Origin of the sequence: Xenorhabdus hominickii (genome assembly GCF_002632725.1) — a bacterium.
GTDB lineage: Bacteria > Pseudomonadota > Gammaproteobacteria > Enterobacterales > Enterobacteriaceae > Xenorhabdus > Xenorhabdus hominickii.
On sequence record NZ_NJAI01000001.1, the window covers coordinates 959,348 to 972,559 of the forward strand.

Below are 13,212 nucleotides of genomic sequence, written 5' to 3' on the forward strand. Positions count from 1 at the left end.
CGCCTTGCATTGGGCGAGGGTTTACAGCGCTTTTCACTAAAAGGTAATTAGCACAATTCCAGATTGACGCTATGTTGCTCGATGATTTTCTGAATGTTAGGTGGGGGCGCTTTATCTGTGAACAGAAAATCAATCAGGTTCATATTTCCGAGGTTAACCATAGCGCTGCGACCAAATTTAGAATGGTCGGCAACTAGCATGACACAACGGGAATTTTCGATGATGGCGCGTTTGGTGCGGACTTCGTGGTAATCGAATTCCAACAAAGAACCATCACTATCGATGCCGCTGATCCCAAGAATGCCGAAATCAAGGCGAAATTGGGAGATAAAATCCAGTGTTGCTTCACCAATAATGCCACCATCACGGGAGCGCACTTCACCGCCAGCCAGAATCAGACGGAAATCTTCTTTGCCCATGAACAGGGTTGCGACGTTGAGATTATTGGTGACAATCCGTAAATCCCGATGATTGAGCAGAGCATGCGCTACGGCTTCCGGTGTTGTACCAATATCAATGAACAGGGTTGCTCCGTTTGGAATTTGGGTGGCAACTTGTTGTGCAATACGGGCTTTTTCATCCGACCACATGATTTTACGATCATGATAGGCGGTGTTGACAGAGCTGGATGGCAACGCGGCCCCGCCGTGATGACGCTGAATTTTATTTTTGTCTGCGAGTTCATTCAAATCACGCCGGATGGTTTGCGGGCTGACATCAAAATATTCAACCAGCTCTTCAGTGCTGACATAACCTTGAAGACGCACCAGCTCGATTATTGCATCATGTCGCTGAGTTTGCTTCACAAAATTCCCCTAATGTTTTGCATAGATGGATTATAGTTGACCAACGTTATTTGGAATATTATTGCTTTTTTTGTTTACGTAAATTATCCCATAGCCCCATTAATAGCCCGATGATTAATCCTGAAACATGGGCGGCATTGGCAATATTTAATGAGAATAGATCGAAATAACCCACTAATAACCAGATGACAGAAACAGCGATTAACCCTCTGGGAATATTGACACCACGTTTGGGCGAAATTTCGCCAGTCAGCCAAACATATCCGATTAGCGTGTAGACCACACCAGAAAGTCCCCCAAAATAAGATCCACTGAACAATGATTGTGCCCAATCACTGAAAAGTGCAGACACTATTGTGATTTCAAAGAGTTTTCCGGTGCCAATATTCCTTTCGACCTGACTGCCGAGGTACCACCAAAACACGAGATTAAACAAGATATGTGTCAGTGAGAAATGCAGTAAGACGGGGCTAATCCAACGCCATAGTTCCAGATATTGATCACGATTAGGCCATGATAGCCAGTTCATAATATCGGGCGTCCCAGCAAGCTGCATCAAGAGGTAAACGAAAATACAAAGCGCTGTTATAGCGATGGTTAGAGGGCCGGACTGACTTTTTAGGGTATCCCAATTCAGATTATTGCGATATTTAAAAGAGCTAACAGATTTGCCTGCTTGCCAACTGGCCGCTTGATAGCGCTCATTGAGTGGATCACGGGAAAAGCGGTTAAGTTCCTGTTCGACCAGGCTCAGTTGGCTGTCATCTTCCAGCCAGAGTTCAACCTGCGACGGCTCATTGGTGGGCCGCATGGTCAAATGAATGTCCTGCGTCGCCATATAATCAATAAAGGCCTGAGCCAGTCGAGGATTGGATATTGAGGTTACATGGATCATTACACGTCTTATCTCTGCCTTAAGTTGAATTTAATCGCACAGGGGTTAATCGCATCGAAGTCAGGGCGTTAACAATTCATCGGGTGTAGACGGCGTGAGGATAGTCTTTCTGCCAGACTTCAAAGCCGCCATTGACACTATAAACGGTTTCAAACCCCATATTGACAAGGTATTGGGCGGCACCTTGGCTGCTATGACCGTGATAACACATCACCATAACAGGTTGATCAAAATCCACGTCTTGCAGGAAGTTATTGAGGGTTTCATTCGTCAGGTGAAATGCGCCTGTTGCGTGACCGGCACTGAAACTTTGTGGGTCACGAATATCAACCATGACCGCAGTTTTATTGAGCCAATGCTGGTAAGCCTGCTCAGGATTTATTGTTTGAAAGTGTTCCATAAATACTCAACGTAGTTTCTGATATTTTCCTTTTCAATATACCCATTTCTTAATAGTTATCAGGTATGACCTGCCGCCTTCCCAATGTTGATGTATTGGAAAGGCGTGGTGCTACGTATTGAAATCCATAGGCTATAGAAAATATCAGAAACAGAAAAATGGTTAAAAACAAGGATCAAAAAATCAGTAATACGAATGTTCGCCGCGTTGATGTTCCGTCAGGTCTTTCACGCCTTTCAATTCAGGGAACATCTGTAACAACTGTTTTTCAATCCCTTCTTTCAGGGTGACATCGACCATTGAACAGCCGTTGCACCCACCGCCAAATTGCAGAATGGCATAACCTTTATCAGTGATCTCCATCAGGCTGACACGGCCACCGTGTCCGGCTAGCTGAGGATTGATCTGCGATTGTAGGACATATTCAACGCGCTCAATCAGTGGAGCATCGTCTGTGACTTTACGCATTTTTGCATTCGGGGCTTTCAGGGTCAGTTGGGAGCCAAGTTGATCGGTCACGAAATCAATGACGGCTTCTTCCAGAAAAGGCGCACTGATTTCATCAATATAGGCAGACAATTTGTCGAACTTCAATTCGGTATCAGTGGCTTCAACAGCATCCGGTGGGCAATAGGAAACGCCGCATTCAGCAGTTGGAGTTCCTGGATTAATGACAAAAACACGGATCTGTGTACCCGGTTCTTGATTTGCCAGTAGCTTGGCAAAATGCACTTGCGCTGCTTCAGTAATATTAATCATGTCATTTGCTCAATAGTTGACTGTTCTAGTTGGTTATAATACGCCCATTTATAAAGGAACTACAAGGTTCGGCATATTGCCCAAGCCTGTACGGAGCGGGCGCCCGCACTAATTAACAATTGTGAGGCTTCATGCAGTGTGGTGCCCGTGGTGATCACATCATCAAAAATTGCGACATGTTGATCAGTAAAATCGCCCCGTAATTGAAAGGCATGCTTAAGGTTAGTTTTTCTCTGGGCGGCGGATAGACCCCGCTGAGTGAGTGTAGCACGTGAGCGTCGCAAAATATCGGGCTGATGCGGACATCGTAGCCAGCGCGATAGAGGGGCTGTAATTAACTCAATGTGATCGAAACCTCGTTGCCAGCGTTTTTTATTGTGCAGAGGAATACCCAGTATGCGATCAGGTTTGTGCCAGCGGCCTTCCCGATAGCCCTGTAGCCAATGCAGCAGGAACAGGCGAGCCAGCACGGTCGCGAGTTGTGTTGTCCGGTGATACTTATATCGATGGATAAGCTGGCTTAACGGCGGGGCATAATCTGTAATGGCGATCAGATGTTGCCACGAAGGAGGCTCCTTCAGGCAGCGTCCACAGGGAGCATCTTGGGATTCAGAAGGCAAAGCACAACGCGGACAGACACACTGCTGCCATTTTAAGCGCCGCATACAGACGTGGCAGATCCCGTGATGGGCAAAATATAAATTTTGATGGCATAGCCAACAGTATCCGACCATTGTTAGCATAGTTTCCTTCCTTGGTGACAAATAAGGTGAGAATAACAATGGATCAGTTGTTTTGGCAGACAATCGGTGATGCTCCACGCGATCTTGTGATGTTGCACGGATGGGGTTTGAATTCTGAGGTTTGGCGTTCAGTGGAAACGCGGTTGGCTTCGCATTTTCGCTTACATCTGGTGGACTTGCCGGGATATGGTCGCAGTCAGTCGTATCAGGCTATGTCACTGGCGGAAATGGCGGATATTGTTTGGCAGCAAGCGCCAGAGAATGCGTTGTGGTTGGGATGGTCTTTGGGCGGATTAGTCGCCAGCCGGGTTGCTCTCGATCATCCAGAGCAGGTTGCAGGCTTGGTAACGGTAGCCTCTTCGCCCAAGTTCAGTGCTGATGACGATTGGTCAGGCATTAAACCAGAAATATTGAGTACATTTGAAAATCAATTGAGAGCCGATTTTCAGAAAACCGTTGAGCGTTTTCTGGCATTGCAGACATTAGGAACAGATAGTGCCCGTCAGGATGCCCGTATACTGAAATCTGTGATTCTGAGCCAGCCAATGCCGACAGTAGATGTGCTCAATGCTGGTTTAGAAATTCTGCGTACGGATGATTTAAGGGCAGAATTGTCGCAGCTTCGATTACCTTTTCTGCGTATTTATGGTTATCTTGATGGACTTGTACCACGCAGAATAGCGACACGCCTTGATAGTGAATGGCCGCATTCTCATTCCGTTATTATGCGTCATGCTGCTCATGCGCCTTTTATCTCCCACCCTGATGAATTTGTTGAGGTATTAACGGATTTTACGGTCAGTATGGGATGATCAATATCCTAACTGACTGACGATCCAACATTACCCATAACACGAAAGACGGTTATGGGTAATTAACCCGCTTTATTTGCTCGGATAAATTTCGGTCACAATTTCTGGCGTATTAACGATAGTATCGAGGACAGGGCAATTACTTTCCACAAAATCAATAAAGTCGCGAATCTCCTGTTCGGTATTATCTGCCTTGATATAAAATTTAGAGGTAATTTTGGAAAAGCCCATTTTGGCGCTTTTATTTCTGCCAGTGAAGCCATCAGTATCCAGTTCTCCTTCCATTTTGACCTGAATATCAATCAATTTGATTTTATGTTTGCGGGCAAAGCTTTTGGCCACAATACACTGACAAGCACCGAAAGCAGAAAGTAACGCTTCCACCGGATTCATCGCTTCATCGGTTCCACCCAGACTTTCCGGTTCGTCTACGTGAAAGGTAAAATCCCGCGATGAACATTTCATCTTGAGATGACCAGCTGACTCAACTGTTGCAGTAAATAACTCTTTAGGCATATTACTATCCTCAGGTTATTAATAGAGGGAAACCGCGTATCAGATAATAAAAAAGGATTTTATTTTTTAAAATTATCTGGGTGGAATAGGGGATTTATTGCCACTTCGATATTCCATTTTTTTATGGTAAATAGAAACGATTTTTTAATAATTGAAGGTGATATTAATCACATTTTAGATTATGTTTTTCATTAATGCAGGTTGCTATTCTACTTTGAATATCTTTGTTCAATGTCATTACGAATCATGTGGACACGATTGTTCCTGCGCACAATCTGTATTCAAACTGTTTGTAATAATCAACATTTATTGGGATAGTTTATAAGTGATTGATTTATATTCACCATGTATTATCTGTGGAATACTCAATAAAAAAGGCGATTAAATTGAAAGTCCAGATAAAAAAAGAAAATATTATATTTATTGCCTGTATTACTGTTTTTTTAGCACAACTGGGTATTTCGATGTATTTGCCTGCACTACCACTGATTGCGGACATGTTATCCAGCAATCAGCAGTATATTGCGTTGGCTCTTCCTGCATTTTTGATTGGTATGGCGGCCCCTATGCTGGTTTGGGGAAGTTTAAGTGAAAAATATGGCAGGAAGACAATACTTTCAATTGCCATATTATTTTATTCAATATGCAGTATCGCCATACCGATGGTAAGTAACGCGGAGATGTTTATTTTTCTTCGTTTCTTGCAAGGACTGGGCGCGGGAGGCATGTCAGTTTTATCCCGTGTATTAATCAAAGATAATTTTAGTGGTGATCGGTTGGCAAAAAGCCTTGCTTGGCTCTCGATTTCATTTGTTATTTCAGTGGGGATAGGGCAGTTTTTTGGCGCTGCATTGACAAAAATTTGGGGCTGGCAGGCCATTTTTTTCAGTTTGTCTATCTCCACACTGGCATTGCTTCTGTTTTTTTCCCTGATTAAGCTTCCTGATGCTCCATCAACGCCTTCCTCCTTTTCTTTTAAACTGACTTACGTAAAAATTTTACAGTGCCGACAATTTCTACTGCCTGCTTTAGCGGGAGGCTTGGGATATGGCATCGTCGTCACATTTAACACCAATGCGCCGTTTATCTTTCAAAACGCTTTGCAATGGAGTGCATATGAATACGGTTTATTGGGCTGGCCGATAAGCATTGCCTATTTTATGGGGGCTGCGATAGTCAATCGTTATGTTGTGACAAAAGGCCGTGAATTGATCATTGCTATCGGTTTGGTGGGATTGTTATCCGGCTGTTCAGCGATGTTATTGGGAGGGGTCTTCCATCTGGCATTGCTTCTTTGGTTGTCGTATTGCATTGCAATCATTGGGCAGGCGATTACCTATCCTGTGAGTATGTCGATTGCTATTGAAAAATCACCCGTTGAAGGGGCTTATCCGGTTGCATTATGTGGTTTTATTCATCAGGTCATGGCAGCAATGATCGGAGTCATCGCCAGTTTATTACCAAGTCAATATCCCTGGTTGAGCACGGCCTTAATGCTTCTGTTGGCTTTAGGGGCTTTGGCCTGTGTGATGAGTTCGGATGTCGGGAAAAGGGGTTAGAACTATATCCAATTTGCCTATAGTAAAGAAAGCCTATTTGCTTAATCAAACCCTGTAAATTAGACCACTCTTCAACTTTTCACTGCCAATTGATATGCCTTAGTATCGCATTTTTGCGTTTCAGGACATTGCTTGCAGCCTCCACTCAAACAGGAGGAAGCATCCACTTCCTCCAGTTTACCCATCATGACCAGTTGCTGGAGCATGGCTTCCACCATGGGCAGTGGTGCTGAAAACTGATGACTTAATGTTCTGGCATCAGTACGCCCATTGAGGGCGACAGCATCTCTGATTTCCAGCAGACTAATCATATGACTCCTAGTGGCAACTATCGTTTGAGCATCCGCAATCGCGATCTGCTGTGTTATTGAACGTGACGGTGACTCTGCTACGTGCGCGGCGTAAGCCAATAAAGATCAGTACGTTAAATAAAATTACTGCCAAGATAGTGATCAGGCTGCTTTGTGGGTGAGCAGAAAACGTTGTGATTTGATAAAAAAATGCGGCCAGCGAATAAGCGACGTTTAATCCCCACAGGATGGAGAATGTCATCCAACCACGGCTGGTTTCTCGGGCAATGGCTCCCATGACGGAAACACAGGGCACGTACAGCAGTACGAAGATCAAATAACTGTAAGCGGAAATGGCAGAACCAAATTTGGCGCTCATTGTGCCCATCGAACTGCGATCCATACTTCCATCGCCTTTGCTGGCTCCGATTGGGTTGGAAAGTGCGCTCAGAGTAAAGGTATCTTTCAGGCTGTCCCATGTTTCCGCAACGGAATCTTTCAACTGATCCAGTAAACTGAATTCATTTGGGTTGAAAGGCTCTTTAGTGATGTTCTCTGCGGTATACAGGGTATTCAGCGTTCCAACAACCACTTCTTTTGCCATTGCTCCCGTAATAAGTCCGACGGTTGCCTGCCAGTTATCAGGATGGACACCGATAGGATACAGTACAGGCGTGATCACTTTACTGACTGAAGCCAGCGCCGATTCGTTGATGTTATCCACTGCCTTGCCCGAGAAGGAGAAACTGTTCAGGGCACCAATAAACATACTGGCTGCGATAATCACTTTACCCGCCCGTATCACAAAACCTTTCAGTCTCTGCCATGTCTGGAGCAGCAGGGTTTTTGCATGGGGCACGTGGTAGACCGGCAGCTCCATGACAAAGGGGGATGCTTCACCACGCATCAGGGTATATTTGAGGAGCAACCCTGTCAGGATAGCGACCACTATTCCCAATATATACAGGGAGAAAACGATGCTTGCCCCACTTTTGCCAAAGAACGCAGCAGAAAAGACGGCGAAGATCGCCAGCCGTGCACCGCAGGACATAAATGGCGCCATCATGATGGTAATCAGGCGCTCACGGGGAGCGTCCAGAGTTCTTGCTCCCATTACGGAGGGCACGTTACAACCAAAACCGACAATCAAGGGCACAAAGGATTTACCCGGTAGCCCTAAAGACTGCATTAGTTTGTCCATTACAAATGCGGCACGAGCCATATAGCCCGAGTCTTCGAGGAAAGAAAGGAACAGATACATCATGCCGATCTGTGGAACCAACGGCAGCATAGTATTGATACCACCTCCGATGCCTTGGGCAAGGAAAACCGTCAACCAATCTGGAAAATGGAGTGTAATACCGAGCCACTGCATGCCATCAATGAAAATGGCTGAGGAAGCACCGTCGAAGATTGGCTGTAATGCGCCACCAATATTAATCGCCAGAACGAACATCAGGTACATGATAAACAAGAATATCGGCACACCGAGCCAACGATTTAGAATAACGGCATCCAATGCTTGAGTCAGTTTATTCGGTATTGCTGAGTGCGTATCGATGACAGACAAACAGAGTTCATTAATCGTTTGATAGCGTGCGCCGGCAATAACGAGATCAGGCTCTGTAATATTTTGTTGTTGCAGACGAGTTTTGCTGTCAGTCAATTGCGCCGGAGTCAACCCAGAAATTTCTCGGCTATAAATATCTCCTTCCAGTATTTGTAAGGTGAGCCAGCGGTACTGCTGTGGGTTGAAACTATTTTTGATCTGGCTGGAAAGAAGCTCGACTTCTTGTGATAACGCATCAGGATATTCAACTTTCAGAGGGTTAAATTTCTGCGGGTAATTATCGATAGCTTTTTTCAGTACATCAATGCCCGTGGCACGGGTAGAAACCAGCGGAATAACCGGGCAGCCCAGACGTTTTTCCAGTGCTGCAACATCAATATTGATACGTTGACTTTGGGCGATATCTAACATGTTTAGTGCAATGATGCAGGGGATCCCTTGTTCAATCAGTTGCAGTGTAAGATAGAGATTACGCTCTAAATTCGATGCATCCACCACATTGATCAGCATATCGGCTTCACCACTCAGGATATAGTGGCAGGCAATCTGTTCATCAATGGAGGTTTGCTCAGAAATGGTTGTGAGGGAATAGGTACCAGGGAGGTCAACAAGATCGACTCGATGGTCATGCGTGGTAAAGTGGCCTATTTTACGTTCTACAGTCACTCCGGCCCAGTTGCCTACACGTTGTCGGGAACCCGTGAGTTGGTTGAAGAGTGTCGTTTTACCGGCATTGGGGTTACCGATCAGACCTATGGTTAATTGTTTCATCATACTTTCTGCCATAAGGAGGCGATTTTTGAACTCAGCTATAAAAATTGTGGATTGGGTATATATTGAACCTGACCAATTAACGGTTCTGATTTGAGCTTGGTTAGCCCAGATCTTCTTGCAATAGAATAAATTCTAAGTCTTGCTTGCGAAGAGCAAGGTTGACTCGGCGTGTTTCGATTTGTACCGGATCACCAAACGGAGCGCAGCGAATAACCTGAAATATCGAGTCAGGAAGCATTCCAAGTGACAATAATTTCTGGCGATAAGCTGGTGTAATCTCAGGAGAAAACCCCAGGATTTTATATCTGTGATTTGGAATAAGTTGCATATAAAAACCCGCCCAAGATGAAAAAATAAGTGATTATGAGAATTATTATCCTCAATAAAGGCGAAATCACAAGAAAAAAGTACTGTGATTCTTCTGAATTTGAATTATTAATGAGAATAATATGCGATTACAACACGGGTTATTTATCCCTGAATCATGATGAAGTAGATTGATATTAATCAAATTAATGGTGATTTTTTTCGAAAATAAATGGCGTAATATTCTTAGAAGTTATTTTTAATTGATAAATAATATAAATCTATTAATGGAATGAATGTGGCGGGTTTCTTTTTATTACAAGCCCTGATAATAAGCAGAGCTTGTTGATTTTTATTTTTTTATTAATTCTTTGAATGCTTTTTTATCTTTCATTAACCTTCTGAAGGATAAAGTAGTTCGCTCAATGGAACCTGAACGCGGTCATCATCTTGATGTTGGCTCCAGCCGTCGGAATCGTATACCCACCATGACTGAATTTCCAGTTCATAGAAACGGCGTATTGCATTACCCTGATAATCAAGGATCGGACGGGCTTTCTTCTTTCTGATGTTTTCATCAGGATAGGTTTTCATAAAGAAGTAATCGTACGTTTCCTGTAATTGTTCATCGGGTATTTGGCGGGCATACCCAGTAAACTGGGCACCTGCTAAATCCAGCGATAAATCTGGCATGACCCGGCTACTGTAGATTGTACCGCTGACATGAGGGTTAATATGCAGTTCTTGCGAATGGCGGGTATCTTGTTTTGAATACCAGATCAGTGTCAATGGATTGTATTTGGGAATATAAAACATTGTTGATGACCAGACTGAGTCGGCATTGAGAGTGGAAAGATTGAAAAAACGTATATTTTGGAGTAAATCAAAACTGCTTTGGATATATTTGTTCATAATTTTTCCTCAACAGTATGTCTGTGTGTGTCAAAATATTAGGGTGTTATTCATTTTCATGTTTTTTATATTATTCAATAAATTCTCATTATAACGAAATTTATTGCACAGGAGATTATACAAGGTATTTTTGGGAATAGTCAGTCATCATAAGTGATTCAAATTTATTATGTGGATGATTAATTTCATCATGCTCACTGAATATTATAAGTTTTTATGCCCTTAATATTTCAAACTGCCTCTTTGTTGGTTTAGTTCATTCGCCGCATCTCGAAATTTACATTTCAGTATCATATAAATTTAAATTTGGCTTATACCAGACTGAACTGGCTCAATCGAGCCAGTTCAGAGAGTGGAGGGGTATATATTGATGTATTAACGTTTTTTGTTGAATGCAGCCGCTAACGCATCACTCATGGCGCTGTTAGATAATGATCCAGAATGGGATGAGCGGGGATTATGGCGGCCTTTGGCATTTTCGTTGCGCTCATTGCTATTACGCTCATTGCGGTTGCCTCCAGGAGAGCCGCCGCGACGTGCAGGCGTTTCGCCTGGCTGCTCATCAAGACGCATCGTCAGTGCAATACGTTTGCGATTAAGGTCAACATCCATCACCTTCACTTTCACGATATCGCCTGTTTTCACTACGGTATGTGGATTTTCCACAAAGCGATCAGACAGAGAGGAGATATGAACTAATCCATCCTGATGCACACCGATATCAACAAAGGCACCGAAGTTGGTGACATTGGTGACAGTGCCTTCCAGGATCATGCCAGCACGCAGGTCATTCATGGTCTCAACGCCGTCAGCGAAAGTTGCTGTCTTGAACTCAGGACGTGGATCGCGGCCTGGTTTTTCCAGCTCTTTCAGAATATCGGTTACAGTCGGAATCCCGAATTTTTCCGTCGTGAAATCCTGAACTTTCAAGTCACGTAAAGCGGCTGGATTGCCCATGAGTTCTGGCAAAGTCTGTTCGGTCGTTGTCAGAATTTTCTCGACTACCGGATAGGCTTCCGGGTGAACTGTTGAAGTATCCAGCGGGTTGTCACCCTGATTGATGCGCAGGAAGCCGGCACATTGCAGGAAGGCTTTTGGCCCCAGACGATTAACTTTCAACAATTGGTTACGGTTTTCGAATCGTCCGTTATCATCACGCCAGTTAACAATATTCTGGGCAACGGCACGGGTCAGGCCAGCAACGCGGGTCAGCAAGGCGACAGATGCGGTATTCAGGTCAACACCGACGCCGTTTACACAGTCCTCAACCACATTATCCAGTTTTTTGGCCAGTTGTGTCTGACTGACATCATGCTGATACTGACCAACACCGATGGATTTTGGTTCGATTTTTACCAGTTCCGCCAGTGGATCTTGCAGGCGGCGGGCGATGGAAACAGCACCACGCAGTGAAACATCCAGCTCAGGGAATTCCTGTGCAGCCAGCTCAGAAGCGGAGTAGACGGACGCTCCTGCTTCACTGACGATGACTTTCTGTGCCGTCACATCAGGGTATTGTTTCTGGATATTGGCAAAGAAGCGCTCTGTTTCACGTGAAGCGGTGCCATTACCAATGGCTACCAGCTCCACTTGGTGCTTGGTGCACAGTGCTGCAACGGCAGCAGCCGCTTTATTTTCTTGTCCAGTGTGTGGATAAATGGTATCGGTGGCGATAAGTTTACCTGTCGCATCAACAACGGCAACTTTTACCCCGGTACGCAAGCCCGGATCCAGACCCATTGTTGCCCGCATACCTGCCGGAGCCGCCATCATCAGGTCATGCAAATTACGGGCGAATACGTTGATTGCTTCGTCTTCGGCTTTTTCCCGCAGTGTGCTCATCAGTTCGGTTTCCAGATGCAGCAACACCTTAATGCGCCATGTCCAGCTCACCACCGCTTTGCGCCAGCTATCTGCCGGGGCGTTATTCAGGCGCAGATTGAGGTGATTGGTAATAATTTGCTCACAGTAGCTTTCTTTCGGTGCTTCTTCAAATTGGGGATCGGCGTTCAGGGCCAGTTGCAGGAACCCTTCATTGCGTCCACGGTACATGGCAAGGGCACGGTGGGATGGAACTGTCGCAATCGCTTCGTGATGATCGAAATAATCACTGAACTTGGCGCCTTCCTCTTCCTTACCTTCGACAACCTTGGACACCAAATGCGCATTTTTCCACAGGTATTCGCGGACTTTCACCAACAGAGAAGCATCTTCGGAGAAACGCTCCATCAGGATATAACGTGCGCCATCCAGTGCGGCTTTGGTATCAGCAACGCCTTTGTCAGTGTCAACAAAGGTGGCGGCTGCCTGCTCGGGTTCTTGTTGTGGATCTTGCCACAACAGATCGGCCAGAGGCTCCAATCCGGCTTCAATGGCAATTTGTCCACGGGTGCGGCGTTTAGGTTTATATGGGAGGTAAAGATCTTCCAGCTCGGTTTTGCTCTGCGTGGTATTAATAGCTTCCGCAAGTTCAACGGTTAACTTTCCCTGCTCCTCAATAGATTTCAGAATAGTCTGACGGCGATCGGACAGTTCGCGCAGGTAGCCTAGACGGCTTTCGAGCTGGCGGAGCTGTGTGTCATCCAGACCACCGGTGGCCTCTTTACGGTAACGGGCTATAAAGGGAACAGTATTCCCCCCATCTAGCAGAGTAATGGCGGCTAGGACTTGCTGTGGCTGAGCCTGTAGCTCACCGGCAATGATTCGACTTAAAGATTCATTCATGGTCTGTTTTCTTCAATTTTCTTAATGCCTGTGGATGACTTCGGATATCATCAAATCGTACTTAATAGGATCTAATTTCACCTGAAACAGTATCGGCATGGTTAAAACTGGCTCCATTTATACGTGCTGAGCGCAATAATTTCCAG

Annotated in this window: 13 protein-coding genes; 2 read left to right on the forward strand and 11 right to left on the reverse strand. The window is 44.9% G+C overall.

From position 1 onward, the window contains the following. Positions 1-47: 47 nt before the first annotated feature. From Xhom_RS04340 to gntX, 5 genes are all read right to left on the reverse strand, one after another. Positions 48-806 carry a DeoR/GlpR family transcriptional regulator gene (locus Xhom_RS04340; RefSeq protein WP_069317552.1) on the reverse strand — a complete coding sequence of 253 codons (759 nt, stop codon included), beginning with the start codon at positions 804-806 and terminating at the stop codon, positions 48-50. A gap of 58 nt (positions 807-864) precedes the next feature. Further along, positions 865-1,701: a rhomboid family intramembrane serine protease GlpG gene (gene glpG, locus Xhom_RS04345; protein ID WP_069317553.1), complete on the reverse strand. Its 837-nt coding sequence runs from the start codon at positions 1,699-1,701 to the stop codon at positions 865-867. Between the two features lie 76 nt (positions 1,702-1,777). Then, on the reverse strand, positions 1,778-2,101 hold the full coding sequence (gene glpE, locus Xhom_RS04350) for a thiosulfate sulfurtransferase GlpE (protein ID WP_069317554.1): 324 nt from the start codon (positions 2,099-2,101) through the stop codon (positions 1,778-1,780). Positions 2,102-2,284: 183 nt separating this feature from the next. Then, the gene (gene nfuA, locus Xhom_RS04355) at positions 2,285-2,860 is read right to left on the reverse strand and encodes a Fe-S biogenesis protein NfuA (protein ID WP_069317555.1); all 576 of its coding nucleotides are present in this window, start codon (positions 2,858-2,860) and stop codon (positions 2,285-2,287) included. 59 nt (positions 2,861-2,919) lie between these two features. After that, complete coding sequence (gene gntX / locus Xhom_RS04360) at positions 2,920-3,603, reverse strand: DNA utilization protein GntX (RefSeq protein ID WP_069317556.1); 684 nt, start codon at positions 3,601-3,603, stop codon at positions 2,920-2,922. A gap of 38 nt (positions 3,604-3,641) precedes the next feature. Here gntX and bioH point away from each other — a divergent pair, with 38 nt between their 5' ends. Continuing rightward, complete coding sequence (gene bioH / locus Xhom_RS04365) at positions 3,642-4,415, forward strand: pimeloyl-ACP methyl ester esterase BioH (RefSeq protein ID WP_069317557.1); 774 nt, start codon at positions 3,642-3,644, stop codon at positions 4,413-4,415. Positions 4,416-4,487: 72 nt separating this feature from the next. Here the strand turns inward: bioH and Xhom_RS04370 are convergent, their stop codons facing one another. Then, positions 4,488-4,931, reverse strand: coding sequence for an OsmC family protein (locus Xhom_RS04370; protein WP_069317558.1), 444 nt, complete (start codon positions 4,929-4,931; stop codon positions 4,488-4,490). A 386-nt stretch (positions 4,932-5,317) separates the two neighbouring features. Here Xhom_RS04370 and Xhom_RS04375 point away from each other — a divergent pair, with 386 nt between their 5' ends. Beyond that, a complete protein-coding gene (locus Xhom_RS04375; protein ID WP_211287885.1) occupies positions 5,318-6,490 on the forward strand; it encodes an MFS transporter in 1,173 nt (390 codons plus the stop codon). Between the two features lie 71 nt (positions 6,491-6,561). Here the strand turns inward: Xhom_RS04375 and Xhom_RS04380 are convergent, their stop codons facing one another. The 5 genes from Xhom_RS04380 to Xhom_RS04400 form a co-directional block, all read right to left on the reverse strand. Beyond that, a complete protein-coding gene (locus Xhom_RS04380; protein WP_069317559.1) occupies positions 6,562-6,801 on the reverse strand; it encodes a FeoC-like transcriptional regulator in 240 nt (79 codons plus the stop codon). A 7-nt stretch (positions 6,802-6,808) separates the two neighbouring features. After that, on the reverse strand, positions 6,809-9,121 hold the full coding sequence (feoB, locus tag Xhom_RS04385) for a Fe(2+) transporter permease subunit FeoB (protein WP_069318530.1): 2,313 nt from the start codon (positions 9,119-9,121) through the stop codon (positions 6,809-6,811). 103 nt (positions 9,122-9,224) lie between these two features. Beyond that, positions 9,225-9,452, reverse strand: coding sequence for a ferrous iron transporter A (gene feoA / locus Xhom_RS04390; protein ID WP_069317560.1), 228 nt, complete (start codon positions 9,450-9,452; stop codon positions 9,225-9,227). 371 nt (positions 9,453-9,823) lie between these two features. Further along, positions 9,824-10,342, reverse strand: coding sequence for a pyridoxamine 5'-phosphate oxidase family protein (locus Xhom_RS04395; RefSeq protein ID WP_069317561.1), 519 nt, complete (start codon positions 10,340-10,342; stop codon positions 9,824-9,826). 375 nt (positions 10,343-10,717) lie between these two features. Beyond that, positions 10,718-13,066 (reverse strand): Tex family protein, encoded by a 2,349-nt coding sequence (locus tag Xhom_RS04400; RefSeq protein ID WP_069317562.1) that lies wholly within the window; start codon positions 13,064-13,066, stop codon positions 10,718-10,720. Between the last annotated feature and the right edge of the window lie 146 nt (positions 13,067-13,212).